Here is a 24,997-nt window from a genome sequence, read left to right on the forward strand (position 1 = left end):
ACCGCCGGCCCGCATCCCGCAGGCGTCTTGGATCTACCGTTTAACGAACAAAGCTCGCGAATCGTAGAACTTAGGCAACTGAAAGGCTAGGTTGATCGACTTGATTTTTGGCAAAAGGCAAAAAGTTTCATCTTGGATCGCTCTTACATCGCAGCGACAAGACTTTCTAAGCTATCGGCTCGCATAATCGTTAAAGTTTGCCTTAACCGACGCAAACATGGAATTTCTCACCAAAAATTACCTTCCCACCAAAAATTCCCTCACTGCTTTCCAGTGTCGACCACTTTGCATGCAATTGATTCAGCCCCTTATATGTTTGATCATCGCTCTCCTGACGTGCGTTAGTGCCGGTTGTGGGACGTCGAAAATTTATACAGCGACGGAACAGCTTCTACTTTCCGATGCCGTTGATTCGACCATCACTCAAATCGACTTCCGCCCCCTTTCGGGGAAACGCGTATTCCTGGACACAAAGTACTCCGACGAAATCGGCAAGTCGAAATCGGCCGGCGCAACCAACAGTACCTTGGTCAATGCCGATTATGTCATCAGCGCTGTTCGACAACAACTTGTTGCTGCCGGGTGCATGTTGGTAGACAAAAGAGAAGACGGTGACCTGATCGTTGAAATGCGAATGGGTGCGTTGGGTAGCGATCAGCACAGCGTTATCTATGGCTTGCCAGCGACAAACATAGGTTCCGCCACGGGTTTAATAGCCGGTGCACCTGTGATTCCAACCATACCAGAACTAGCCGTTGCGAAACGAGAGCTCAAAACTGCGGCCGCCAAGGTTGCCTTGTTCGCATACGATCGTGAAACGCTGGAGCCGTTTTGGCAATCGGGCATTGCTCAAGCGGGTTCGAACGCTCGCGACTCATGGTTCCTGGGGATTGGACCCTACCAAAGCGGAACGATCTATGCAGCACCGCGATTCGCCGGACGCCGCCTGTTGCACAGCTTTGGTGGCTCTTCATCTCCGCGTCCTGAGTTGACCAACAGTGCGCCGGTAAACGGGCTGGATCATCGTTCAGGCTTTGTATTCAACTCTGACAAGCCGGAAAAACAAATGATCGCCTCCGAGGCCAGCGGTGAGGTGTCCGCTATACCCGCAGGAAGCAACGGAGCACCTCCGCCTACGAGATTGCCCTAACTCGCGATTGCTGGAAACAATAGCGATATCCCTGCGCTCGGCTTATTTCCAAGCTGATTTTGGCGGTATAAACTCGTCAATCGCACTCAGCTCACTGCCCTTCGTTGTGGCTGCAAATCGTAGTCCCAGCTTGTTGATCTCGTCTGCGGCACTCAAAAGCTGCTCTTTGTTATTCAGTTTGAGCTTGACGCCTTGAAAGACTTCCAGAACTTTCGCAACGGTTGCGTTATCAACTTTCTCTTGGACAGATGCAAGTCGTTTCGCTGCACGCGAGGCGCGTTGGGCAGACGTGATTCCATACGTAGCTTTCTCGGTTGCGATTGCAGTGCTTCGCATCGATAGCTCTAGATCTGCGATCATTCCAGCGACGAAGAGTAAGCGAATACGATCCGGTGAAGCTTCGCCGTTCGATTCGCCCGCAGTCTCCAAAAAACGATGACGAACGCTGCCCTGCGACCAGCTAACCAACTCAAAATCGAGGCTCCCAGCGGAGTGGCCGCCGACGTTCACTAGCTTTTCATCGGGCACTGTGTGGCAACGGTAGCACGATTGCGCAACCATATAAACGTTGACTGGATTACGCATGCCTTTGTCGATGCTTGTGAGCAATCGTTCACGGCGATGCGCTTGAGTTTCACTTTGTCGCGTAGCGTTAGGGCCTCCGTAGTCATTGTGTACGGCAATCCAATCTTGAGCTGCTCCGTGGCATGACTCACAAGAAATGCCAGCAATTGCCTGCAACTTTCCTTCAGATTCCTGCATCGTGTAATGGCACTGGATGCAATTTGAATCGCTCTTGAAAGAAGTGATACCCATACGTTTCGCGATTTCTTGAGCCTCCGCTTTTCGGTGCAGCGTCAAGTACGTACCGTTGTGGGGTGTTTGTTTCCATATGTTTATTTCGTTGGAATGGCATTTCTCACAAGCTTGAACTCCCAGAACTTTATGAGGATCAGTTGCCAAATCCCATTTTTCGTCGCGCGGGTCCAGTTCTGGGCCGGTTGCATGGTTGGCTCCAGTTGCCACGGCAATGGCGATCAACCAGCAGGTTGCCAGCGACGAGTATTTCGCAATATGACCACGGGACATTTTTGCAAAAGTTGTCTTTGATAGCTTGGACATTGCATTCACTTCAACTGGAACGGTTCTGAGGATTGTGCGGCATATTCGTTATGCGAGGTAAAACAGCCCTCAGAAAAATAGCTTACAAATTCCGCAGAACTCAAAATCATCCCAGTCGAACTCTAAAAAAACACAACTCGACGAACGGAAGGATGACCAGTATCGATGCAACTCGCATTACCCTTGCGAACAGGAGCTGAAAATAGTTAATGTGCGGCAGTTATTAAGTCAAAACAGTCGAATTCAGTTGGGGCGAATGGTTCGACGCAGTGCGAGTGATTGAATATGCCGTACGGAATCTATTTGTCGGCCTCGGGCGCTAATGTACAGAATCATCGCTTGGAGGTATTGAGCCACAATCTGGCCAACGTCGCTACCCCCGGGTTTAAACCGCAACTTGCGATGCTGCAGGCGAGACCATCGGCTGCCGTTGATCGAGGTGAAGCGAGCATGGGGAGCGGAACCTTTAATGACTTGAGCGGCGGCGTAACCATCTCCGAAACGCAGACTGCGTTTGCGCAAGGGCCAATGCAACAAACGAAAGGCCAAACCGATTTTGCCATCAATGACAACGAATCTTTTTTTGTCGTTCAACGCGGCGATAAAGAATTACTGACGCGAGCCGGGAATTTCCTGTTCAACTCGCAAGGAATTCTAACAACAACGAATGGCGACCCAGTCGTCTCTACGAGCGGGAGCCCTATCAAAGTGGATCCAACTCGGGATTTCCGAGTTCACGCGGACGGACGAATTACCCAAAACGGTACGACTCAAGTCCTACGTTTGGCTAAGCCGAAAGAGCCCGGAGATTTAGCAAGAGTCGGAGATAACTTTTATCAATCACTTGCGCCTGTAGAAAACGTCCCGCCGAATGAACGTCAGCTTGTCAATGGTTTCATCGAACAATCAGCCGTGCAGCCGACCGGCGCTATGATGGAATTGATCGAGGCGTCGCGCTTATATGAAGCCAACTTGCGAATGATCCAAACGCAAGATCAAGCGATGGGCGGCTTAGTTGGACGCCTATTGAAAGAGTAAGTTCGAACACTTCAGAAGAATCTTCGAAGTGAAAACTTCACTGTCTTGCGCAGTCCCTGTATCTTCACCGGTTCGCGATCCCAAAACCAAAAACAATCAAACTCCACTGGCGACAGTCGAGCGATTTATCTAACACTGAACGAGAAGTTGAAATCGATTTGACGCAGCGCAGTCAAAACTGAGCGCAGCAGCGATTGGCGACGAATACCAGCAACGATTGCTTCGAAGGATGAAACGATGAGCGTACAGACGTTGTACACAGCGGCGACTGGCATGGATGCGATGCAGACCAAGCTGGACGTTATTTCCAATAACCTCGCCAACATCAATACAACTGCGTTTAAGCGCGATCGCGCAAATTTCGAAGACTTACTTTACCGTAATCATGTGTTTCCCGGTGTATTGGATTCCCAACAAAATCCGACTCCAACTGGCGTTTACGTTGGGTTGGGAACCCGCGTCCAAAGTGTGCAGTCTGATTTTAGACAAGGAACACTTCAGGAAACGGGCCGCAGTTTGGACGTCGCTATCGAAGGACGCGGCTTTCTTCAAGTCACGGATCCAGTCACTCAAACCACGGTTTACACACGAGCTGGCAATCTAGATATCAACGCCAACGGCCAGTTAGTAATTGGTTCTGCACAAACCGGCCGTCTATTAGAGCCGCCTATTCAAATTCCACCGGAAGCGACTGAAGTCGTTATCAATTCGAACGGTCAGGTCGCCGTGCGTTTACCAGGCCAAGTCGAATTGGCTCAGCAAGGTGAATTGCAGATGGCCACCTTCGTAAACCCTGATGGTCTGCTGAAGATGGGCGAAAATATGTTTAGCGCCACCGATGCGTCTGGCCCAGCAACGCCCAGCCAGCCTGGAACAAACGGCCTGGGTGTATTGCGGCAAGGTGCACTTGAGGCGTCTAACGTTGAGCCCGTCAAAGAACTAATCGATCTCATTACAACACAGCGCGGATTCGAATTAAACTCACAAGCGATCCAAGCTGGCGATCAAGTCATGCAACAGATTGCCAATTTGAGAAGAGGCTAATGCGACATTACCACGACTCGCCTTCGCAAATAGCTACTCGATTGCATTCGGATGAAGTTAAGCCGAACGTAATTAGTATATCGCTGATCTTGCGTGCACGACGGCAACGCGACCGTTTTGCTACGTATGTGTGTTCGGCCGTCCTGCTCACGGCCATCCTAGCGTTTGGAGCAGTGCTTGCGCAGGCGAGTGAACCTGAGGCAGCACAAGCGAATGTGCGAGCCGCTTCTTTTTCAACGTCACTGCCTCATGCGGAAAGCAACAAACTGGAGCTGAAGCTTAAAACTAACATTGCAGTTGCTGCGAATCTCGTAAAACTTTCAGATCTCGTTGATACAGATCTTGTTGCGAATAATTTCCAACCCGTGGTAGAGACCGTACTAGCGCCCTCGCCAATTGAAGGGGTAAAACAAGTTTGGGCTCCGTCCGATATCGAGTCTTTATTGCGTCTGCGAGGTGTAGACATCGGACTCATCAAGTGGAGCGGCGCGGACAATTGCGTTGTAACCCGTTCAACAATCGTCGCGTCCGATCAAGCCAAGCTACAGGATATTCAACTCGCATCAGTCGACGAGAACTTTATCCCAACGGCGGTTGTCCGGAAGAGTTCGTCGATTGCCGAGCGGAATGCAGCAGATGCAATCGTGGAATACTTGAGGATCGCGACCTCTTCGGAAGTAGACTACGAACTGGAAGTGGACATCCCTGCCGAGGGGGCTAAGTTCCTGTCCAACCGTCGCGCAATCGTGGGAGTCGCTGGCGGCGAAGCACCATGGGTCGGACCGCAAAAGTTTCAAATCAAAACAAAACAACGCGATGGCGAAGTAATTATAGAGGCTCGTGCGCAAGTTGAACTACCAGCGATGGTCTACGCAACCAACCGGAGCCTTGGCCGCGATCAGATTATCACCGAAGCTGATTTGAAGCTCGTTAGTTTAGGCAAGATCTCGCGTGTGCGAGAAGACGACTGCTTTAGCGATCTTAAGAGCCTGGTCGGAAAGCAGTTAAACCGAACGATTGCAACTGGCCAGCCGATAGAACGATCTCAAGTGGGTAATCCACGATTGATCAGCGTCAACGATCCGGTTGAGATTCAGGTAATGTCGGCGGCGATGAAAGTTACCTCAACTGGGCGGGCGCTTCAAGGAGGCGGTTTGGACGACGTCATTATGGTCGAAGTCATGCCGCATCGATCCAAGGTCGCCGCACGCGTTGTTCAGCCAGGTGTCGTAACTGTTGTCACCGTTGGCGGACGATAGCTGAGTCGATGTTCAGCCTTACCAATATTTGATTAAGAGTAAAACAATGCGATGCCTTCATGTATTAATCGGTTGCTTGATCAGCATGGCAATCGCGTCGACGGCGACCGCCCAACGCAGCAGTCTTTACGCCGATCCACTTGCCGTCCAAGATCTGAGCCGCAACGATCCATTTATGCAGCGTCAAAATTTGATGCCATTGGCAATGCAGAGCGGTCCTGCGACGGACCAATCAGATAGAAACCTCAGTCTTCCGCAGGGGAATGCGAGCAATTTTTCCACAAGCACGCCACCTGCTCCTGGGATGCAGGCTCTCGCAGTTATCCCAAACGGGCAACCTGCTGGACCGATGATGGCCGCTCAACCCGGCAATATAACGGCCGCGTCTTGGATTTATACACCACCACCGCCCCAACGGACGCTACAAATCCATGACATCATCAACATCAAAGTAGAAGAGACTTCGCAGACATCGCTGATCGGTTCGGCGCAGTCGCGAAAAAACGCGTTGCTCGATGTCCGTTTTGTCGATTGGCTTCGCTTTGATGGCTTCGACACGATCAAGCCTGCTGTCCAGTCCGATGGCGATAAAAAGATTGGTGGACAAGATAACGAGGTTTATCGTGCAGATTCAACGCTCCGAACGCGTGAATCGTTGTCCTTTAACATCGCCGCCGAGATCGCTGACATTCGGCCCAATGGTTTGTTAGTACTTACAGCCACGAAGGTTATTCGCAACAACGACAACGTGTTCGAGCTTTCCTTCAACGGCGTTTGTCGCCCTGAGTCGATTGGACCGGACAACGTCGTGTTAAGCAGCGATATCTTTAACCCAGTGATCGAAAAGAATGAACGTGGGCAAGTGCGTGACGGCTACGAGCGCGGATGGTTTACAAAGTGGTTCGGTCGCCTGAAGCCATTCTAAACAGACGCTCCCAATTTTTCGAAAAGGCCAACCTCAACATTTCCTCGAATCGGCACGAGAATGAGGGCCGAGGAATATTTCGCTACTTTCATTCTCTTGCCTTCTTTCGCCGCTACTTCGTAGTTCGAGAAGCAGCAAAAGAATGAAGGGAACAATCAGGACATGGGTGGCGCTCTAGGATCAAGGCATAGGTGGCGCGGTTCTACGTATTTGATTTGACTTACCTTAAATCAAAGCGTCCGAGTAAAGTCTTAGCACTCTAGACGATTGGTTGGTATTGAGCTGCGAACGCAGCGGCAGTTTAAGCCTTGGGTGCCAACCCAAGGTATTGATGCCCGGTCATCCGGTTGAGCTGCGAATCAGCGCCATTCCTTTTCGGAAATGCGAGCGAGAATCGAATTGCTCAAACCCAGCTACGCGGTGCGTTAAACGCGAATCAGAACGAACTTGACTGAATTCGCTCTAATTTACTTCAATGAATGGCGCAGCTTCGCAGCTCATGACTTGCGGCGACTGGTAACCTGGGGTTCCGCTTCGTTCCTCAGCTCCACCCCAGGCTAGTGAATGCCGCTACTTCGTAGCTCGAAATGCAGCGAAGAATTATGGCAAAAGAATGAAGGGGAACAATCAGGACATGGATGGCAAGAATCGAATGGCCATCTCTTACTTTGAGAGCGATAAGATAGCTTCTTCAAGAGAGGCAGCGAAGAACGTTTTCGGACATGTCTTATTAATGATCTCGGAAATCCTGTTCAACTCGTCAATTATTTCCATTGGTAAATCATCCTTTACCAGTCCTGACACTTCGACGCCGGTTTGATTCTCAGAAAATGCGGCGCAGGTGAGTGTCCAATCCGAGTAACCCGTAAGGTGCTTTGGGATTGCCGATCTGAAATGCTGCTTCAGCGCGTCCACTACCAATGGATGATTATCCAGATTTCGAAACCTGGGGCCTCCGAAAAACTTCAATACAACTTCCCAATCCTTTTGTTCATTACTGGCTGCATAACTGGCTAAAACCGGGTTTACAATCGCTGGATAACGATTCCATAAAGTGCGTAGTCCATGATGACGGTCTGCCCCACATTCATCAATTCGAATACGCAAAAGGTCGAGAGCAAACTCTTCCGTCAAGGCAAATTCGAATCGGAAGCCGCATCTCAGATGCTCGTCACGTTTACCTGCGAGAAAATCCATATGGATGGAACGTAGCTCGTCACTCGTGATCATTCCACGCGATGCTCTTAAGACTGTCCGCAGGTAGTCTGTGGAAATCAATCCACCTAGTTCTTCGTTTCTGTCGGGTTCCGCTCGAATGAGTTGGAAGAAAAAAACGTCGACAGCAGATTGGAAGTCAACAACATAGCCGGCGTCAGAAGAGATTTGCTCCCCGACCTCAGCACTAAGATCTACTCTATCAACAATTTGCGCTGCAAATTCTGCGTAACGATTGCTCTTTTCGAAAAAACGTTTAAGCAGGTGAAACTGCAATTGTGAGCTTTCCTTGCTCCACAATGCAAAGAAGGACTTCTTTCGATCGAGTTTATCTAAAAGAATGTAGCTCGCAATTCTCTCCTCGTCAGTCGCTTGCTCGTTGTCACTTAAAAACAACTCTGTTTGTTCGATAAGTTGCAACGGTAAGCTCTTATGCAGAACGACGTGAACCCAGTAAAAAGGTAGACTTTCTGGTGCGAAAGCCTTGTTTAAACCACCGTCCCGTTCGAACTGTTTATAACTTGCCATGAGTTCCCGACAGTATCTGTCAAAGTTCTCCCCGGCAAATAATCCCAAATGAGCACCATATCGACTATGAAAGGCCGTAAAACGGACGTTGACATCATATTGATCCTGCCCAATTACGGGGCAACTTAGACTGCATATCGCCAACCAAGCAATCACTATTCGCGCGAGCATCTGTAGTTCTCCTTTCGTAATTTGAAATTCAACACAGAAGCATTTTAAAGGGTAAAGGGGGTTAGCGGTTCAGCGTGATCTGGACTGTGGTCTAACCGTTTCTATTCCGAGTTTGCAAAATTCACAACTCAATTTGACAAAAGAGTTGGCGGTTGCTGAAGGTGAAGTGCGCGCGGGTGCGACGTCAATTCTCTAGCCAGCACGCTGGTTTTTCGCATTTCGGAAACATCGAAGAGGACGGCACCGCTTGGACAATGCCACTCTTCGACGTTTCACTTGGCACGGCGCTCGAGTTGGTCCTCACCAGAGTTCTATCCATCGACCAAACAGTTTAATTTTACCTAGCGTCGAATAGAATCGCAATCGAGTAGCGAGCTGCTGTCAGCGCGCACGACGTTTCTCGCGAGCCGCTTCAAGCTTCCAATCTCGCGTTTGAAGACATCTTGTTGTTTGCCTAACAACTTGGAGAGTGGCGTCACGTAGCCAAACGCACTGTGACGCCTGGCCGCGTTGTAATGTTTGACATAGTTCGCCACGCTCACGCGGGTATCGTCAACGGCCTCTATTTGCTTTTCCCGAAGCGACGAGAAGTACTAACGAACAATTGCATCCTTGTTTGCTTCAACTTAATGGCGCAGCTTCGCAGCTCATGAGTTGCGGCGACTGGTAACCTGGGGTTCCGCTTCGTTCCTCAGCTCCACCCCAGGCTGTTGAATGCCGCTACTTCGTAGCTTGACATATGGCAAGAGAATGAAGGCAAGCGAATGAAGGCAGCGATTTATTCTTCTGCCTTCATTCTTCTGCCAATTCCAAGACGTGGTGTGAGGCCGCTTCGTTCCTCAGCTCCACCCCAGGCTATTGAATACCGCTACTTCGTAGCTCGATATAAGGCAAGAGAATGTAGGCGCGATTCATTCTCCTGTCTTCATTCTTCTGCCAATTCCAGGACGCTTAGTTGTTTTGCTCTAGAGAAACTTGGTCGGAACTAGATCGTCCCACATCCGTTTTGCTTTGAGCAACCGTTCGACGAGTTCCCGGATCGCTCCTTGCCCACCCGCCGTCTGCATCGTCCACTTGGCGGCAGATCGCACTTCGGAGACAGCGTCTGCGACAGCGACGGGAAGTCCCACCAAGTGCATTACAGGTAAGTCTGGCAGGTCGTCGCCGATGTAACATACTTCCGAGGGATCGATATTCTCCGCACGAAAAATCTCGAGTGCAGCGGGCAGTTTTTCTGCAAAGCCTTGTCGAAGGATCGATATCCCAAGCTCATTGGCGCGAATCTTTACCACATTCGAATTGCGTGATGTTAATATGCCGAACTTCATCCCGGCTTGCATCCAAAGCTTGATGCCGTGCCCATCTCGCACATGAAATGACTTTGTTTCGACTCCGGCGTTATCGTATGTTATGTAGCCATTGGTCAGCACGCCATCTACATCCGACAAGATCATTCGAATAGGACGCACCAACTCCGATTCACGTATCGCCACAAAGCCCCTACACTTTCTACAGAACCTTCAAAACCGTTGCTGCTTATCTTAGTTCGGCGGGCGATGCACGGTTCACCCGCCAGCAAATTATTTGAACAATCGGATCGTTGGTGGCGCATCTACAACCACCTGATTAACTGGCCGTCCGTTTTTCAGCGAACTGCTGTTGAGCGATTGTGTATCCGCTATTGGTTGTTGCGCTTTAGATGCTGCCGCAACTAGCTGAATAATGTCGGTCACATCAATCAGTCCTAACGGTTGATCATTTTGGTTAACGACGGGCAATTCGCTGATCTTACGAGAGCTCAAGACGTCGATGGCATCTTGCATTTTTGCCCCTGAAGCGATCGCCGTAAACTTCGTCGTCATGACTTCGCGAACCGGCCTATCAAGCTGCTGGTCATCGCGTCGCTCCAACATCCTAGCGAGGTCACTATCGGTAAAAATACCCTTCAGAACACCGCAGTCATCAACCAACATCACAGCTCCAGTCCGTCGGCCAGGAAGTGAATGTCCTGAAAAGATCGCGCGGACGGTCGTGCTTTCTTTCGCGATACGGCACTGGTCCAGCGACCGCATCGCCTCGTCAACGCTCATCAGTTTGAGTCCAAGCGCACCGCCGGGATGAAAACGCGCGAAATCGGCTTCGGAGAAACCGCGTTCCTCGCTGACAACCAGCGCCAATGCGTCTCCGTAAGCGAGCATGGCTGTCGTTGAAGATGTCGGGGCAAGGTTAAAATTGCAAGCCTCATGGTCGTGCGAAATCTCCAGTACGACGTTCGCGGACCTGCCAAGTGAGCTCTGTTTGTTGCTGGTCATCGCGATCAAGCCCGCACTTTGCTGCACAATCATGGGCAATATACGAGTGATCTCGTCGGTCTCGCCACTGTTGGACAAGACGAGAACAAGGTCATTCTGTCCAAAGCGCCCCAAATCGCCGTGAATCGCCTCGGCCGGATGAACGAAATGTGCCGGCGTACCCGTAGAAGCGAAGGTCGCGGCCAATTTTTTACCGATCAAGCCCGCTTTGCCCATACCCACGACAATGAGCGAACCACGCATGTCGAGCAACATCTTCACTGCGGCCGCAAAATCGTTCCCAAGTCCGAGCGCGGTTTGCTCGAGGGCCCGGGCCTCGTCTCGAAAAACTTCACGAGCTCGATCGATCCGCTGCTGGTCGACCAGACTCGGACCTTGCGAAGCCGGTGGAAAAGCGGCTGAGTATATGGGGTGGCGTCGTTGAGGCAGCATATCTCAAATTGGGAAAACGGAGCAGCTTGAAGACTCTACAAGAATAGTCAAACCGACCTGCAGCGGCAATGTTGATAGTACACGGTTGATAGTACAGATAAAAAGTCCTCAGGCGCCCCTGAACGACGATTGAACAGCGATGTGGCTGCAAAGTATCAGACTTGGTTTGGAATATTTACAATCGTTTGAAAACAGTGCATGCCACTTGTAACGAAGCAAATTAGCTGGCTAATTTGCGTTTTCTCGAACTGCCTACTATTACTGAAGTTCCTGCGTAAAGCAGTGCGAAAATTGGTCAATAATCCATTTGGCACGATAGATGCATATGTGATAAGCATTCACTTTTCAAGGAGTTTTTACTATGCAATCTGTATTGTTCGCATCGAGAATGGAAATCCAAGATCGAGTTCAAGCTATCAAGAGCACTTGGAGTAAAGAAGAACGCGATTACCGTCGGCTTGAAGCAGAAGCTCGTCAAGAAAGGCTCGCCAATATGCTTGGCCTGACCTTAGACACTGACGAGTGCTTGGCGCTGCTGCAACATGCTAGCTAGATCTCTGGTGCGTATATCAGACGTCTAATGTTACGTTGCCGCTGCGCCGCTGTTTAACTCCTTAGCAGCATGCAATGCTTCCTGGTAACTGCGGACATGCTACTCCCGGTTGCCGGTGGCATGCTAACGCAGTCCGCACAGCTAGCTCGCGGCAATCGCGTTTTGTAGTGGGCGCAAGATTCCTTCAACGATGTGGTCGTCGAGCAGCTTTGTTCCGACATCTACGAGGCGATGAAACTCGCTTGCGAACCCGCTTTCAGCCTTGATCCCTTCGAAACGACGGAGAGTCAAGTACACGCTGAGGACTTCGTCACTGGCGTCCGAGGTTTCGACCTCTTTCTGATTAAACGGATTGCCCCGCGTCTCAAAGCTTAAACGAGCTTGCGTTTGGATGTCATTATCGAGCGCAAATTGAACAGCCGGTTCGTAAGACACCAAGCCAGGTCCGACAGCATCCACCAAACCGGTTAGTGCTGCCGGAACTCCCAGGACATCCGCAATCAATTGGCTCTGGTTGCCGGCGTATTGATAGTCGAATCCGAACACGACACTCAACGACTCACAGTCTAAAAATGATAGACTGAGCGCATAAGGTGCAATCTCCAGTACCAACTCATGTTGCGCGATCGCAGCTTGCAGGCTTTCAGGGTTAACGACTCCTGACTGGAGGCGTTTTGCCTCGACACTCGTCCATCGGTAAGAACCGCCTTCGCGATCCTCTTCTAGTACATGGTCACCTTTTTCACGTGCGAAAAAGCGACAGTTCGAACTGAATCGCTTCTGCATTTGTTCGAAATAGTGCAACAGGGTATCGCGTTGTTGGGGCAACTCCATCTCGGTCTGTAAGACCATATTTAGATAGTAGTCATCACTAAAATTTGAATAGTCAATCATCCGCACTCCCCTTTCCCAATAACTCGGGACTCATCAAACATTGCATCGCAAGTAATTTTGATACATTACTTTTCCGCCCAGTAGTCGATCACTGTGGCTTTTTTCAAATGCGGGCCCAGGACTCCTACGAATTCCTTGTGCGCTGGGTGTGGTAGATAGATTTCGCGGTCTTCTTCCGACTTGAACGTTACCAGAAAGCAGTGGGTGAGGCCGTCGTTCATGTTCTCAGGGCTATTATTCACCCCGTATTCAAAATCTGAAATTTGAGGAATCTTGTTCTTCAAATCTCGGAAAGCGTCAACGACTTTCTGAACGTCCTGTTCGCTGCTTTCTTCTTTAAACTGGAACATGACAACATGTCGGAGTAACTTGCCTTCGTGTTTTTCGTCTTGTGCCATGGAAGTTGATTTTGTCGTTGTAGTAGCAAAGAAGATTAACGCCAAAAGCAAAGCGGGAGTGACGATTGGAATAAAGATTCGATTTGTAAACATCATTTGTTCTCTTGTGGGAGGTAATTAGTAAAGTTTAGGGCTAGTGTTGGTAAACGGCAATGGTTAACTCTCTTTGACACGACTCACGACGACCAGACACATGTCATCTTCCTGGTCGGCGGTGCCAATATGCTGCTTCACATTTTCGACGATACATTCGCCGATCGCTTGGCTTTCGCCATCGCAGCTCTTGAGTATCTGATTGATGCGCTCAATTGAAAATTGTTTCCCGTCTGGATTCGGTGCTTCGAATATTCCGTCAGTATAAAGCAGGAATGTATCACCATCCTCCATTGTGGTTTCCGTGATCTGATAATCAAAGTCGGAAACAATGGTCAGCGGTAATCCGCTGTCCGCACCGCCGATTTCAATGATGGAACCGTCAGATTTTCGCATCAGTGGCGGCATGTGTCCGGCGTTTGCGACAGACAAGCGACCAGACGTGCTGTCGATAATTACGAGCACCAGAGTGACGAACCGCTCCGCGTTCAATTCGCACAGATTGTTATTCAGATGGAACATCGCCTCAGCGATACTGTCATAGGTCGCCAGTGAAAAGCGTGTCTCAGCAGACAGTTTTGCCATAAACATCGCGGCGGCAACCCCGTGGCCGACGACATCGGCGACGACAATTGCCCACTTGCCATCGTCGAGTGGAATGAAGTCAAAGTAATCGCCTCCGATCCAATTCGCGGCTGAGTAATACTCGTAAAATTGATAGCCTTTAACATTTGGAGGTTGCTTTGGGAGGAACGCCAATTGAACTTGCTTTGCAAGCTTGAGATCTTGGTCAAGTATTGTCTGATGAACGATCTGTTCGTGCATCTGGGCATTCTCAATTGCGATTGCTGCCTGACCAGCAACGGCCGCAAGTAGCTCAAGGTCTTTCTTTTCGAACTTGCCGCGCTGAGAGACCGTGTCTAAATGAATTGCACCAATCGGCTCCTCTTCACCATTTAGTAACGGTGCAATGATGACTGATCGAAGTCGTAGATCAAATACACTTTGTGATTGATTGAATCGCTCGTCATTGCTCGCATCCAAAGAGATAACGGCCTGCTTCTCCTCCATGACATGACGCATGATCGTTTTCGAAAGGCGGAGTGTTTCTTCTTGATCAGGCCGTCGCGCTTTCATCCAGCGCGGTATTAGCTCCCCTTTTTCATTCTTCAATACGATAAAGCCACGGTCCGCTTGAATAAAAATCTGAAACAGGCTATCGAGAACCTTGGGAAGCACATCATCCAGCGAGACAGAGCGGCTAAGCTTTTGAACGATTTCAATCATCACAGCTAGCTTACGGTCAGCAGTCGCCGAAAGCTCTACCCCCATAACACTTGATCGCATCTCCATGCGTTCAGTCACCAGCCTAGACGCTGACTCGTGGGCATCGTTGACCATCAACACGCCAATCGATGAACCGTCGTTACTGAGGTTGGCAGGTCGCGCTGCATCTAACGACAGCGGTGGAGTTTCATCGCGGAACGTAAACTCGAGTTCACAGATGCGGATGGTCTCGCCGTCACGCAATTTCTTTTCGTCGCCAAGGAGTTGACCGTTGACGAACGTTCCGTTGCGACTCTTGAGATCGTGAATGACATACGTGTTGTCGCGACGGACAATTTTTGCATGCTGGCGAGAAACTGCGCCGCTTTCCAGTACAATCGTACAGTCGGGATGTCGCCCTAAGATGTTTTCTGACGCGTCAAGTGAATACTGCCTTCCGGTTTGAGACCCGTTGAGTGCTTCAAGGTGAGCCATGGGAAGTGATCGAATTGACATGAGCTGCAGGACGCGAAACCCCCAAAGTATATCCGCTCGAGCCTACTTTCCAAGACTTGCAATCGCCGGAGCCAACTATCGTGAGCAAAGACTTGAAAACTTCGTCGTCGGAACTGTTGCAACCGATAGTGTCGCCGATCGAGAAAAAGTCGAAATTGCGGTGGTGGTTGGTCGTTTTACCCCGCCGACTGCTCCTCGGGATTTTCGGATTTTTCCTCATTTACGCTGCGTTTTTGCTCATTGGGCTCGTCCCAATCAATTCCGAAACCGCAGTCGCCCATGACGGGATTCCGATCACCATTATCAGCACTGCGGTTCATGCGGACATCGTTGTGCCGCTAAAAAATGGAATTAAAGATTGGAGCAAAGATTTTCCGGACCATCTATTTAAGGGCAGCGTGAGTGATGCCGCTTACGTTTTGGTCGGGTGGGGAGATAAAGGGTTCTACCTTGAGACTCCCACCTGGAGTGACCTAAAAGTGTCCACGGCGGCAAAGGCCCTTTTGCTGCCGTCGAGTACATGCATGCATGTCTCGCTGAAACGCAATCCCCGGTTCATGGGCAATGTCGCTCAAGTGCATCTGAGTGAAATCCAATACGCAAAGTTGGTACAGTTTATCGAAACGAGCTTCCAACGCGATGGTGATGGAAAAATGATTCCAATACTCGGCGTCTCATATGGAACTGACGACGTCTTTTTTGAAGCAACAGGAAAATACCACTGTTTCAACACGTGCAATTCTTGGGTCGGACGTGCAATGCAAGCATCGGGACTAAAGACGCCTTGGCAAACTCCGCTTCCGAAGTCCATGTTCCTCTATCTGCCAGAGGAGTCGCTTGAGAATTGATACGCCAAAAGACTACTGGTTCTGACAAAGTGATGCGACATATTCCAGCTTGCGCCGAACGTCCTCGGAAATAATTTCTGGGACTAGCATGTCGAGCCCTCGCGAAAAGTTCAGTTCGTTCGACAATAATGCAATTTCTCGATACTCACTCAAAATACCAGGATCACATAGCTGCACAGGAGTTGAAATGTCCATGATTCCGTGATCACTGGCGACCTGCATTACCGCCGCAAGATCCAAGAATCCGTCCACTGTTTCTGCAAAATCTTCCCATGGGTGCATCGATGCGTACTTCGAAATGTAGTGCGTTTGCCAAGCTACCGGTTCTGCCGCAGCATAGTAATTGTTCTTTGCGAGTTGATAATCAACTTCGTTAGGATTACCGAAAAGATCAATGTATTCTGCACGGCGGTCTGCATGGACTCCGACGAAATCAATGTAATGACCGATCTCGTGGCGAAAATGCCCTATCAGTGTACGCTGTGGCTCGTTCAGACTTTCACGTTGCCGTTCGCGATAAGATGTGTCAGCTTCCTCCGCCACAATCGTGATCTTTCCTAGCTCATGGCCCATCATGATCGGCGAACCAGTTGGCGATGTGCTGTTGAGCTCAACAAAGTGATACGCCAATCGTGGCACAGCGCTGATGCGTTTGTCAATCGCATATGGCGGCAGACCAAGTGTCCGCAGTTGTGAATGCAATTGTCGCTTGGCCAACTCCAACCGACGCCATCGGACTAAGTTCAAAGGATTACTCAACGGCGGGATCAACGTCGTCAGCTTGCACAATCTGCACAGTTCCGCGGCGGCTAACCCTTTCTTCTTCGGCAACATCGAATTGCAGACGCGATTGGTCAACCGATTTCCACATTGCTGCACGTGCGCACGACACGCGTCTTGATTACAAAAATACTCGTTCTCTTTAAGCTCGAACGATGTCAAGCAATAGCAGTTTTCACATGTCCCGATCGCTCGACCGCAGCCAACGCAATGGAAATTGAACTGGTAAATTCGCAAGCCGCACTTACAGCGTCGCAACGGTAGAGGGTAGCCTGATGATTCCGACAACGCAAAAGCACCTCATGTAGGCGACAGCTCGAAGAAAAAAGCGTCTCGACGAAAGATTTCGAGCAGCACTCTCAAGTTATCACAACAAAAGATTTTTGGAAGTTCAGCGCATCCGGCGTTTCTTCGCGCACCCTTCGACCACAATTCCCGCGGGTACTCACCCGTGCATCGTCCCCTGTCGGTCGAAGAACTGTCATGGATAGCGGCGTTCTGCCAGAAAAATCGGCAAATTTCCTCGAATGAGAAGTCGTGTGGTCCATGGCATGAGACGTGCATATCAAGCTGTGACTTCGAAACAATTTTTCCCCAAAGGAGCATGCCATGTCTCTTGAAACCACTACCACACTTGAACCTAAAACGATCAGCCATCTGCAGACGCTCGCACGCTTGAACATCGACAGTCGCGATGGGTTTCAATATGCAATCGAGCGACTGCCGAGTGAGGCTAAGGCGATTCGATCTTTATTTCAAGACGCCGCAGCACAGCGCGAAAGGCAGCTCGCAGAACTCAACAAGTACGTGAGTTTGAATGACGAGGTGCCATCCGATCAGGGCTCGTTCGCGGCCGCTTTTCACCGCGCAGTTATTGCCCTCCGCGATTCCTTTACCGGCGAACACGACGCCTATTCTGTGTTGGCTGAAGCGGAGCGAGGCGAAGACGCGATCAAAGGTGCGTACGAAGACGCTTTGAAGGAAACGGCTGGATCGGCTGTAACAGACGTGCTGAACCATCAATACGCAGCCGTAAAGCAAATGCATGACAAGGTGCGTGCACTGCGGGATAGTGCCAAGAGCTAAAAGGGCTGAAAAAAACGCGTGCTCTCGCGATTTCAATTGCTAGGAATGTTGTTGTAAGGATAAAACCATGAAGCGTAGTGCAGTTATTCAGAAGGTGAGCCCACCCAGGCGCGGCCCACTGCGCGGATGGTTGGATCTTTCCGGCGACAGCACGCCGCCCGACCCGGGTCGGGCGGAACCAGCGCGGGATGCTCCGCCCGACACTTATAACCACCGTCGTGATCCGCAGCACCGGAGTTCTACGGTGCGGGAGTTGCTGTCGCGAGGTCTGGGCAAAAAACGCTACTCACTACTGGTGGTGGACGACCTGCGAGCGGTGCGATATGCGATTTCGAAAATGCTGCTGCCAATCAGTTCTCGATTGCAGACTGCGGCGAATGGGTTGGAAGCAACCAGACTGATGGAACACGATCAAGGGGCGGATAAATTTGACCTAATCGTACTTGATATACAAATGCCCATCCTTGACGGATTGTCCACTATCAAAAAACTTCGTGAATTCGGTTGCGAAGTACCGATCATTGCACTGACAGCGTCGGACGATCCGGTTATCAGGGGTCGGGTTGAACAATACAGCAAAACCGCCTTCGCAGTAAAACCAATCAGTCAATACGCCTTGATGTCGCTGGTAAACGAACTATTAAATTGAACGCTCCGAGTGGCGTTCTAAGGTCAAAGTGAGCTGAAATGCAAACAAACAAACAGGCAAATGCAGAAGAAGACATCGTCGATCTGCGTAAGGCTTTAGACGATGTGGAAGGCGATCGCGAGCTCCTGCTCGAATTGGCATCCATTTGTCGTGAGGATATGCCTGGATTTATCGAAAGATTGCAACGGTCGCTGGCGGTTGAGGACTTTAAAGATATTGGCGTTGCGGCTCATCAGATGAAAGGTTTGTGTTCGATCTTCCACTCTCCGGCTCATCGCCAGCAGAGCGAATTGGTGGAGCAACTCTGCGCGACGCAAAACACGGCCGAAATTGAATCCGCAGTGGAGCGGTTGTGTGTTGTGAGCAGGAAAGTAGTTGACTCGCTAGCTTCTCTTTAGGAGCACTCACCATGAATGGACCTGTTCGTTACGTTGTAGGCGTTTGGCATCAAGATGCAAATACGCGAAGTCAGATTATTGCACTTCTCCGCGAGCAAAATTTCGATGTCGCGGGTGAGGGTGTCGACGGACTGAGCTTGGTACGTTGGGCGACTAAGGCAACGCCAGATCTGATTATTGCCGGCCAGGATCTCGACGGCCTAGCTGGAGTGAACGCCCTCCTGAAGATCGCAAGCGAGAGAAGTGTACCTGCTATATTGATCTCTCCGGCAGAGTCACTTGCTATTGTCGAAAAAATGCTCGCAGACCATGTAATGTCCTTCCTGTGCGAGCCAATTCGCGCGGCGGAGATCGTACCGAACGCCTACTTGGTATTGAGGCGTTTTTCACAAATGCAACACTTGAAGAACGAGCTTAACACTGTTCGAAACAGCTTGTCGGACACAAAGATTTGCTTCCTTGCCAAATTTGAGCTCATGCGATGTGAAAACATCTCCGAACCGGAAGCACACCAGCGACTCCAGAGAATGGCGACCGATAATCGCATCAAGTTAGTAGATGCGGCGCGGAAAGTCCTGCAAATTCGCGATTCCGCCCATGTACAGAGTTGCGTTGGGAAACAAACGACGTCGCTAACCTCGTCGAAGCAGTAGCGTGCAGAAAGATTCCGATGATCAAAGATGATCAAAAGTACGATTGGTACTACCGGTTCGCCGTCTATCTAGTCACAATCGTATTAGTCGTGCTTCTCGGCGTGTTGCTTTACGTCGCTAGCGATGTGATGTTTCTGCTGCTGGCGGCGATCCTCTGGGGCGTTGTACTTAATCGCCTTTCCTCTTGGCTTTCAGAAAAGGGTGGACTGCCATACAAAGCGGCACTGGGGATTTGGTTACTCGTGATCATTTCTCTAATGATTGTGCTTGTTTGGTTCGGGCAACATACGATTTCGGAACAGGCAAAAGTGGCGATTGAAGGGTCGCAAAAGACGGTTGACAAGATTCAAGAATACTACGCCCAATCAGATACAGCGAAGAAGGTGGGCGATGCCTTGCCGGCGCAAACGGGCGGCGGTCAACTGTGGCAGACCGTAACTCGTTTCCTCGCGAGTAGTTTCGGTGTTGTCGGAAATGCGCTCTTCATTTTCGTGGTAGGGATCTTCTTTGCGGTAGACCCGTTTCAGTATCGAAACGGTGCCGTCCGATTCTTCCCGCAATCACGGCGAAAAGCCGCAGAAGACTTCCTAAACAGCGCGGGCGACGCCCTCTTCCACTGGACACTGGGCCAATCGTTTGCCATGTTAGTAATCGCTATCATGACGACGGTCTCGCTGATGGTTCTGCAAGTTCCAGGAGCAATTTTTCTCGGTCTGTTCGCCGGCCTCATTTCGTTCATTCCAACCGTTGGTGCGATTTTGGCGATTGTTCCTGCTATCCTTTTATCATTGCAACAAGGTACCTCGACTGCACTCATGGTTATAGCGATCTACACTGTGATCCAGTTGGTCGAAAGTAATTTTCTGACGCCGATGGTTCAGCAACGACAGATCAATCTGGCTCCGGCGGTTTTAATCACGGCACAGTTGTTCGCTGCGCTCGTGTTCGGTTTCCTCGGTCTAGCAATGATTGCTCCGTTGCTCGCAGTCGTCGTTGTTTTCTTGGAGGATTTTTATTTTCCAAGCTGCGACAAGGATGAATCGGTTGTTGCCAATATCGTTGAATGATCCTGATGCATGCACTCGAAAGCGTCCGTCGGAACAGCGGTACCTTTTAAGGAAGGTAGTCATGCGATGGACAAATCTCTATCGTAGCATGGCGACTTTCTTGGCTACCCACTGTAGATGTCCTTCAAGATGTTCAATGTAGTTTACAACTAGATCGGCGAGAGTAAGTTTTCCTACCTCGTTGTGAATACCAATCCTTGCGAAATGGTTATCGGACAACTTCCGCAGGAAGGTCGCTGTTAGCTTTCGGTTCAGTTCGAAGAGGGAAAGGACTTCTTCGATGTCGAGATCATTTACTCCGGGCAACTGGCTAAAGGCCGTTTCGTCGTAGCCGATCAGTAGCGGTCGCTCCATCGACGCAACACGTTTCATTCGATCCGTTGCAATCAAGTCGCTTTCCATCATGTGGACGGCGATTTGTTGTAGAGTCCAAGTACCTGGGATGGGAATTGCCATAAGTTCAGCCGGAGTTACACCAGCGTAAGCAATCCGCAGCTTGCTTCCACCTGCGGCGTATACTTCAATTTTTTCGCGATCCATGTTGCTGCCCGTCAATTGAGAAATTTATTCGCCACTAATCTCACCAAAATTTTCGCGTTCATGACGCGTCAAGGCAAACATATCATGGATAAGCTGAATATCACAAGGGCGTTGAACTACGGATCGTCGGGAGAAAGTACGTTGCTGTGTCGCGATCATAATTTCCGGCGGAAGTGCGGCGACCTGTCCGAATAATCTCGCGTAGTTCACAAAGCTTGGCACATTGCTGGTTACAAAGCCGTACATCATGCTGCAAACCCCAATCACCTTGCCGGTGAAGATGCCCGTGTTAATGGCCGACTTAGAGTAATCTCCCATGATGCAGCCCAGGAACTGCATTCCGGTTGCAGCTTTGCCGACAGGGTAGTCCATGTTCACCAGGCCGTAGGTGTTCTTTAGGTCGCTGTTACATGTGCCAGCGCCCAAATTAATCCAGCTTCCCAGATAGCTGTGACCTAGAAATCCGTGATGTTGTTTGTTCGAAAACGGTTCAACAATCGCTGCTTCAACTTCGCCACCAATTTTGGTAGTGTGCCCAAGCGAAACGCAGTCTTTGATAGCGGCATGTTCTAAGATCTTTGACTTTGCACCGATGTAAAGCGGTCCTCGCAGCAACGTGTATGCACCAATTGAAACATTTGAGTCAATCACGATTGGACCGGCGGAACTATCAAATGTTAGGTACTGACCTAGCTTGACATTATTACCCAGAAATACACCGTCCTGCCGCTGTTCGTACTGCATGGTGCGGATGCGGAACTCGAGGTTGTCGCCAATAATTTTCATGTTTTGTGCCACTACCTCGTGTGGCAGTTCGAACGTTTGCAAGGTTTCTGGAGCGACTTTAAACTTTCTGGCTAATTGGAGTCGCGCACCCAAATCCTCGTATCCGCCGCGGACCAATTGTCCGACTGTCCATGGCGGGTTGATGATCGCTGCAATTGTGTCTCGGTCAAAGATTACCGTCGGCTCGGAGCTGCCGTTCGTACTAGATTTTAATAGCGCGGAAATGGTGGCGAGCGTTGCTTGCGACGGTACAATCCGACCGCTTAACATTAAACGTGGCAATGCCGACGCATCGCTTTCGTCTTTGCAGCAACTGGACAACTGCGGTACGTCGCAAGCCATTAAATCTTGCAAATAGGGTCGGCAAATGCCGTACAGTGGTACTTGCAAGCTTTCAATCAAATCAAGCAGTCGCAAAGATCCGCATGTGATCAAGGCCGTAAGACGACCTGTCGAAATCGGCGCCAGAAAGTCGCAAGAACTGTCTTCAAATACAACGATACTCACAGCAAACTACGGTTCTGAAAAGGCTAAGCCGCCGAAGTGACGGCCGTTGATGGAAAAAGTGTACTTGTCGTTTGGACGGATCCTGACTTTGTACTTAAATGAACAGCTTTGGCCAGATCGATCGGCAAAATGTTCCTGGAAAGCTATCGAAGCGGAGCAATTACCGAAGCAATCGTTGCGCAATCGCTAGAACTTCCATCGCCATTCGGCGCGCGTACCGAATATATCAGATGTGTTATCTCTCCAGCCAACCATCCCATCGAGCCGGATCAGCGACCAGTTCGAGATGGCTTGCTGGTACCTTGTCCCGATTCCATACTGTGCCCCATCTGCGCTGCTGAGCCGAGGGTCGCCATAGGTATCTAACGCCGCAAACTCCGCAACGTACTGTCGCCGAAAGTCGGATGAAAATAGATTCAACCCGATGGCGCCTCCATAGCTGTTCGAACCTGTCGCATCTAACGTCGGATAGTTCGTCAAATTGTCCGATTCAAAGTTGATGCCAGTGTTACGCAGGATGCCGCCAGCAGCGGCCGCTCGGGCTGCAGATTGCGGATTGCGGAAGCCGTAGAAGAGGTTCGCATAAGGAATAACCGTCGTTGCTTGTGACGTGAGAAGCGAATTTTCCACGAGCAACAACGTCCCGTCTGCTGTCCGATCAAGCCCCCCGCCATTCTGGCCGGTGTTATTGATGATGCGAACAGAATTCGAAATTCGTTCAAAGTAACGCCGCGTATAAGACAGCCCAGTGTTGTGATAAGTGCGATTAGAATCAAATGTATCGACCATGAAAGCGTAGTCCGCTTCAATGTAGCCATCATAAGCTTCAATAAACCATGCCGTTCCAAACGCATTGCCAATACCATTGTTGTTCTCAAAAGCTGGCGATGTGATTTGGTCAAAAAGTGCAAAGAAGCTGACGTCGTAGTTAGACCAATTCAAAGCCGTTGAGTGTCGCCAGGGTAGAGCCACTGCGACGCCCGCGACAATGTCTTCCATCCAAATACCGTTTTGATAGATCATTGGCATCAAGCCAGCAGCGATGGGCAGGTCGAACGGCGCGTCCTGGCCCGTAAAGCCACCAACGATCGCTCCCAAGTCACCTTCAAAAAATGCAGTATCAAACTGCGCGTCTAATTCTTCTTCAAATTGAATGTTTTGCGAATCGCTGAAATCCAGCCGAGTGAACCTTCCATTATGGTCCAGCGGTCCCATAAAAGCATGAATGCGTTCCGTACCGGTTAGCCTCAAGTCCATGTCCAAGTTAAGCCGGTTGGCGACGGCTCGAACGTCTTGACCATTGTTGCGATGAATTCCGACGGCGCTGCGGTAGTCTCCGTACAACGTAAACTGAGGTGTCAGTGGATTCACGTCGCTGAATACTGGAATGGCGGGCGAAAATATTCCATCGCCATACAGTGGTCGCCAAAGCTCGACCCACGGCCTTTGCGTCGGTACGCAGGTTTTACCATAGTATGGTTGCAACTGTGCTGCTGCATCGGCGGGGCCTACAGGAACTGGCACCGGGGCAAAGTCATCAACGCGAAAGTCAGTGCTGGCGTTACAATTCATTGGCGACGTGAGAACAGGCGCTGCGGCCGGTGTCGCCTGCATGCTCCATGGCTCTTGAATGTTAAGCCGACGTTTCAAACGCTCTCGTATCGTCGGCCTTGTATAGTTTGGCTGAACGTGCCCCTCGTGAGCCGCTCCATGCATGCTGTTGCCGCTGTAATCTAGCAATGGCTGAAATGTGTCACCCGTTGTTGAATATATTCCAGACTCCGGTGCTACATGCGCGCCAGTATCTGCAGGTAAAGTTGAATGTACATTCGTCTGAACGTAGTTCAATTGTTGCGACATTGAGGGATACAGCGGCCCAAACCCCGACCAATCAGGCCGGATCCTTTGTTGAAGGACCTGGTCGGCCGAACCTTCTGCGTAATGTCGATATTGATCAAAATCTTGATCATTGAAATGCGATTCAGCTATGGGATCAGCTTCGTCATCGTCGGAAGACGACTCGACGATATCCGGTGTCATGTCATTGAGAGGACTGTCAAGTTCATCTTCAAGGTATCGTTCAAACTCGTCGCTAAGTTCGCGTTCGACGTCTTGGCGTTGGGCATCCTGCAAGTCATCGCTCGGCACGGGATCGAATTCGAAATCCGCAGCTGGAGGCAAGTCGTAGATACTGCGTCTGGGTGGCAGACGTTCACCACCATTTTCCTTAAGCCATGCTTCATTGAAATCGGTGGCCGGATCAACAGGGACCGGAACTACACGTTCCCATCTGTTCGATGGAATTGCGTCGTCATCCGAGCTATCATTCGGGCTGATGGAAGGCCCACTGTTAGGCTTCTTGAGCTCACCGGAAGTCAGCGCAAACCAACTTTTCTCAGATGGCAAAGACTGGGGTGACGTCTCGCCGCGTAGTCGCGAATTCTTCACGGCAGGTAGATGCAAGACGTTGCGTGCGGGCGCAGTCGCTTGTTCGGCCAATTTAGCCTTTTGGCCAGATGCCGTAGTCGGCCGCCCTTTAGTGACTCGTGGCTGTGCTTCCGATCCGTTTTGCAACAATGATCGGCTACCAGGCGGGTCTGCGGCAGCAGCACGGTCGCTGGGCAGCATTAAACACGTTACTAACAATATGGCGGATTTCCAACTCATTGCGCAGGAGCGAGCGGCAATCGAATGCGTTCGTTTTCGCATTATTGCAGTCCAGCGGCGGTGAGAGTTGGATACCACTTGCATACTTATGTAGGATTGG

The 24,997-nt window shown here is 50.3% G+C and carries 23 protein-coding genes and 1 pseudogene; 12 read left to right on the forward strand and 12 right to left on the reverse strand.

Features of this window, described 5'->3' with window-relative positions; genetic code table 11:
* The first annotated feature begins 289 nt into the window (after positions 1–289).
* The gene (locus SH451x_RS06235) at positions 290–1,150 is read left to right on the forward strand and encodes a DUF6655 family protein (RefSeq protein ID WP_479361584.1); all 861 of its coding nucleotides are present in this window, start codon (positions 290–292) and stop codon (positions 1,148–1,150) included.
* 42 nt (positions 1,151–1,192) lie between these two features.
* On the opposite strand, the gene SH451x_RS06240 is transcribed toward SH451x_RS06235, so the two are convergent.
* Positions 1,193–2,272 (reverse strand): cytochrome c family protein, encoded by a 1,080-nt coding sequence (locus SH451x_RS06240; RefSeq protein WP_479361585.1) that lies wholly within the window; start codon positions 2,270–2,272, stop codon positions 1,193–1,195.
* Positions 2,273–2,557: 285 nt separating this feature from the next.
* On the opposite strand from SH451x_RS06240, the gene SH451x_RS06245 reads away from it, so the two are divergent.
* The 4 genes from SH451x_RS06245 (at position 2,558) to SH451x_RS06260 (ending at position 6,538) form a co-directional block, all read left to right on the forward strand.
* Positions 2,558–3,310, forward strand: a complete 753-nt coding sequence (locus SH451x_RS06245) for a flagellar hook-basal body protein (RefSeq protein ID WP_479361586.1) — start codon at positions 2,558–2,560, stop codon at positions 3,308–3,310.
* Positions 3,311–3,547: 237 nt separating this feature from the next.
* On the forward strand, positions 3,548–4,354 hold the full coding sequence (gene flgG / locus SH451x_RS06250) for a flagellar basal-body rod protein FlgG (protein WP_479361587.1): 807 nt from the start codon (positions 3,548–3,550) through the stop codon (positions 4,352–4,354).
* On the forward strand, positions 4,354–5,613 hold the full coding sequence (gene flgA / locus SH451x_RS06255; RefSeq protein ID WP_479361588.1) for a flagellar basal body P-ring formation chaperone FlgA: 1,260 nt from the start codon (positions 4,354–4,356) through the stop codon (positions 5,611–5,613). Before flgG ends, flgA begins: the two co-directional genes overlap by 1 nt.
* A 46-nt stretch (positions 5,614–5,659) precedes the next feature.
* Positions 5,660–6,538 (forward strand): flagellar basal body L-ring protein FlgH, encoded by an 879-nt coding sequence (locus SH451x_RS06260; protein ID WP_479361589.1) that lies wholly within the window; start codon positions 5,660–5,662, stop codon positions 6,536–6,538.
* Between the two features lie 663 nt (positions 6,539–7,201).
* Here the strand turns inward: SH451x_RS06260 and SH451x_RS06265 are convergent.
* The 4 genes and pseudogenes from SH451x_RS06265 to SH451x_RS06280 all read right to left on the reverse strand — a co-directional run bounded on the left by SH451x_RS06265 (position 7,202) and on the right by SH451x_RS06280 (position 11,196).
* Positions 7,202–8,452, reverse strand: coding sequence for a hypothetical protein (locus SH451x_RS06265; RefSeq protein ID WP_479361590.1), 1,251 nt, complete (start codon positions 8,450–8,452; stop codon positions 7,202–7,204).
* A gap of 341 nt (positions 8,453–8,793) precedes the next feature.
* Positions 8,794–9,021: pseudogene (locus tag SH451x_RS06270) on the reverse strand (integrase core domain-containing protein); the annotation flags it as partial.
* Between the two features lie 396 nt (positions 9,022–9,417).
* Positions 9,418–9,921, reverse strand: a complete 504-nt coding sequence (locus tag SH451x_RS06275) for a KdsC family phosphatase (protein WP_479361591.1) — start codon at positions 9,919–9,921, stop codon at positions 9,418–9,420.
* A 111-nt stretch (positions 9,922–10,032) separates the two neighbouring features.
* Positions 10,033–11,196: a KpsF/GutQ family sugar-phosphate isomerase gene (locus SH451x_RS06280; RefSeq protein WP_479361592.1), complete on the reverse strand. Its 1,164-nt coding sequence runs from the start codon at positions 11,194–11,196 to the stop codon at positions 10,033–10,035.
* A gap of 361 nt (positions 11,197–11,557) precedes the next feature.
* Between SH451x_RS06280 and SH451x_RS06285 the strand changes: the two genes are divergently transcribed.
* Entirely contained in the window at positions 11,558–11,749 is a 192-nt protein-coding gene (locus SH451x_RS06285; protein ID WP_479361593.1) for a hypothetical protein, read from the forward strand.
* Positions 11,750–11,890: 141 nt separating this feature from the next.
* On the opposite strand, the gene SH451x_RS06290 is transcribed toward SH451x_RS06285, so the two are convergent.
* From SH451x_RS06290 to SH451x_RS06300, 3 genes are all read right to left on the reverse strand, one after another.
* Positions 11,891–12,643: a hypothetical protein gene (locus SH451x_RS06290; protein ID WP_479361594.1), complete on the reverse strand. Its 753-nt coding sequence runs from the start codon at positions 12,641–12,643 to the stop codon at positions 11,891–11,893.
* A gap of 65 nt (positions 12,644–12,708) precedes the next feature.
* Positions 12,709–13,137, reverse strand: a complete 429-nt coding sequence (locus tag SH451x_RS06295; protein WP_479361595.1) for a Dabb family protein — start codon at positions 13,135–13,137, stop codon at positions 12,709–12,711.
* A 60-nt stretch (positions 13,138–13,197) separates the two neighbouring features.
* Positions 13,198–14,895, reverse strand: coding sequence for a SpoIIE family protein phosphatase (locus SH451x_RS06300; RefSeq protein ID WP_479361596.1), 1,698 nt, complete (start codon positions 14,893–14,895; stop codon positions 13,198–13,200).
* 101 nt (positions 14,896–14,996) lie between these two features.
* On the opposite strand from SH451x_RS06300, the gene SH451x_RS06305 reads away from it, so the two are divergent.
* Positions 14,997–15,764, forward strand: a complete 768-nt coding sequence (locus tag SH451x_RS06305) for a TIGR02117 family protein (RefSeq protein WP_479361597.1) — start codon at positions 14,997–14,999, stop codon at positions 15,762–15,764.
* Positions 15,765–15,776: 12 nt separating this feature from the next.
* Here SH451x_RS06305 and SH451x_RS06310 read toward each other — a convergent pair whose 3' ends face one another.
* Positions 15,777–16,832, reverse strand: a complete 1,056-nt coding sequence (locus tag SH451x_RS06310) for a putative zinc-binding metallopeptidase (protein WP_479361598.1) — start codon at positions 16,830–16,832, stop codon at positions 15,777–15,779.
* A gap of 321 nt (positions 16,833–17,153) precedes the next feature.
* Here SH451x_RS06310 and SH451x_RS06315 point away from each other — a divergent pair, with 321 nt between their 5' ends.
* From SH451x_RS06315 to SH451x_RS06335, 5 genes are all read left to right on the forward strand, one after another.
* On the forward strand, positions 17,154–17,630 hold the full coding sequence (locus SH451x_RS06315) for a PA2169 family four-helix-bundle protein (RefSeq protein ID WP_479361599.1): 477 nt from the start codon (positions 17,154–17,156) through the stop codon (positions 17,628–17,630).
* 67 nt (positions 17,631–17,697) lie between these two features.
* Positions 17,698–18,279, forward strand: a complete 582-nt coding sequence (locus SH451x_RS06320; RefSeq protein WP_479361600.1) for a response regulator — start codon at positions 17,698–17,700, stop codon at positions 18,277–18,279.
* Positions 18,280–18,317: 38 nt separating this feature from the next.
* Positions 18,318–18,677, forward strand: coding sequence for an Hpt domain-containing protein (locus SH451x_RS06325; RefSeq protein ID WP_479361601.1), 360 nt, complete (start codon positions 18,318–18,320; stop codon positions 18,675–18,677).
* Between the two features lie 11 nt (positions 18,678–18,688).
* A complete protein-coding gene (locus SH451x_RS06330) occupies positions 18,689–19,330 on the forward strand; it encodes an ANTAR domain-containing response regulator (protein WP_479361602.1) in 642 nt (213 codons plus the stop codon).
* A gap of 17 nt (positions 19,331–19,347) precedes the next feature.
* The gene (locus SH451x_RS06335; RefSeq protein ID WP_479361603.1) at positions 19,348–20,397 is read left to right on the forward strand and encodes an AI-2E family transporter; all 1,050 of its coding nucleotides are present in this window, start codon (positions 19,348–19,350) and stop codon (positions 20,395–20,397) included.
* 78 nt (positions 20,398–20,475) lie between these two features.
* On the opposite strand, the gene SH451x_RS06340 is transcribed toward SH451x_RS06335, so the two are convergent.
* From SH451x_RS06340 to SH451x_RS06350, 3 genes are all read right to left on the reverse strand, one after another.
* A complete protein-coding gene (locus SH451x_RS06340; RefSeq protein WP_479361604.1) occupies positions 20,476–20,937 on the reverse strand; it encodes a DinB family protein in 462 nt (153 codons plus the stop codon).
* A gap of 24 nt (positions 20,938–20,961) precedes the next feature.
* Positions 20,962–22,230, reverse strand: a complete 1,269-nt coding sequence (locus SH451x_RS06345; protein WP_479361605.1) for a putative sugar nucleotidyl transferase — start codon at positions 22,228–22,230, stop codon at positions 20,962–20,964.
* Positions 22,231–22,416: 186 nt separating this feature from the next.
* Positions 22,417–24,939, reverse strand: a complete 2,523-nt coding sequence (locus SH451x_RS06350) for a hypothetical protein (protein WP_479361606.1) — start codon at positions 24,937–24,939, stop codon at positions 22,417–22,419.
* Positions 24,940–24,997: the final 58 nt, after the last annotated feature.

The sequence above is a fragment of the Njordella aestuarii genome (genome assembly GCF_056494165.1).

What these genes read in the sequence shown, in the direction of transcription:
- SH451x_RS06330 (WP_479361602.1), top strand. Translation starts at nt 18,689, where the DNA reads ATGAATGGACCTGTTCGTTACGTTGTAGGCGTTTGGCATCAAGATGCA.
- SH451x_RS06280 (WP_479361592.1), bottom strand. Translation starts at nt 11,196, where the DNA reads ATGCTGCCTCAACGACGCCACCCCATATACTCAGCCGCTTTTCCACCG.
- SH451x_RS06265 (WP_479361590.1), bottom strand. Translation starts at nt 8,452, where the DNA reads ATGCTCGCGCGAATAGTGATTGCTTGGTTGGCGATATGCAGTCTAAGT.
- SH451x_RS06235 (WP_479361584.1), top strand. Translation starts at nt 290, where the DNA reads ATGCAATTGATTCAGCCCCTTATATGTTTGATCATCGCTCTCCTGACG.
- SH451x_RS06325 (WP_479361601.1), top strand. Translation starts at nt 18,318, where the DNA reads ATGCAAACAAACAAACAGGCAAATGCAGAAGAAGACATCGTCGATCTG.
- SH451x_RS06285 (WP_479361593.1), top strand. Translation starts at nt 11,558, where the DNA reads ATGCAATCTGTATTGTTCGCATCGAGAATGGAAATCCAAGATCGAGTT.
- SH451x_RS06350 (WP_479361606.1), bottom strand. Translation starts at nt 24,939, where the DNA reads ATGCGAAAACGAACGCATTCGATTGCCGCTCGCTCCTGCGCAATGAGT.
- flgG (WP_479361587.1), top strand. Translation starts at nt 3,548, where the DNA reads ATGAGCGTACAGACGTTGTACACAGCGGCGACTGGCATGGATGCGATG.
- SH451x_RS06300 (WP_479361596.1), bottom strand. Translation starts at nt 14,895, where the DNA reads ATGGCTCACCTTGAAGCACTCAACGGGTCTCAAACCGGAAGGCAGTAT.
- SH451x_RS06320 (WP_479361600.1), top strand. Translation starts at nt 17,698, where the DNA reads ATGAAGCGTAGTGCAGTTATTCAGAAGGTGAGCCCACCCAGGCGCGGC.
- SH451x_RS06290 (WP_479361594.1), bottom strand. Translation starts at nt 12,643, where the DNA reads ATGATTGACTATTCAAATTTTAGTGATGACTACTATCTAAATATGGTC.
- SH451x_RS06240 (WP_479361585.1), bottom strand. Translation starts at nt 2,272, where the DNA reads ATGTCCAAGCTATCAAAGACAACTTTTGCAAAAATGTCCCGTGGTCAT.
- SH451x_RS06295 (WP_479361595.1), bottom strand. Translation starts at nt 13,137, where the DNA reads ATGATGTTTACAAATCGAATCTTTATTCCAATCGTCACTCCCGCTTTG.
- SH451x_RS06260 (WP_479361589.1), top strand. Translation starts at nt 5,660, where the DNA reads ATGCGATGCCTTCATGTATTAATCGGTTGCTTGATCAGCATGGCAATC.
- SH451x_RS06245 (WP_479361586.1), top strand. Translation starts at nt 2,558, where the DNA reads ATGCCGTACGGAATCTATTTGTCGGCCTCGGGCGCTAATGTACAGAAT.
- flgA (WP_479361588.1), top strand. Translation starts at nt 4,354, where the DNA reads ATGCGACATTACCACGACTCGCCTTCGCAAATAGCTACTCGATTGCAT.
- SH451x_RS06335 (WP_479361603.1), top strand. Translation starts at nt 19,348, where the DNA reads ATGATCAAAGATGATCAAAAGTACGATTGGTACTACCGGTTCGCCGTC.
- SH451x_RS06315 (WP_479361599.1), top strand. Translation starts at nt 17,154, where the DNA reads ATGTCTCTTGAAACCACTACCACACTTGAACCTAAAACGATCAGCCAT.
- SH451x_RS06340 (WP_479361604.1), bottom strand. Translation starts at nt 20,937, where the DNA reads ATGGATCGCGAAAAAATTGAAGTATACGCCGCAGGTGGAAGCAAGCTG.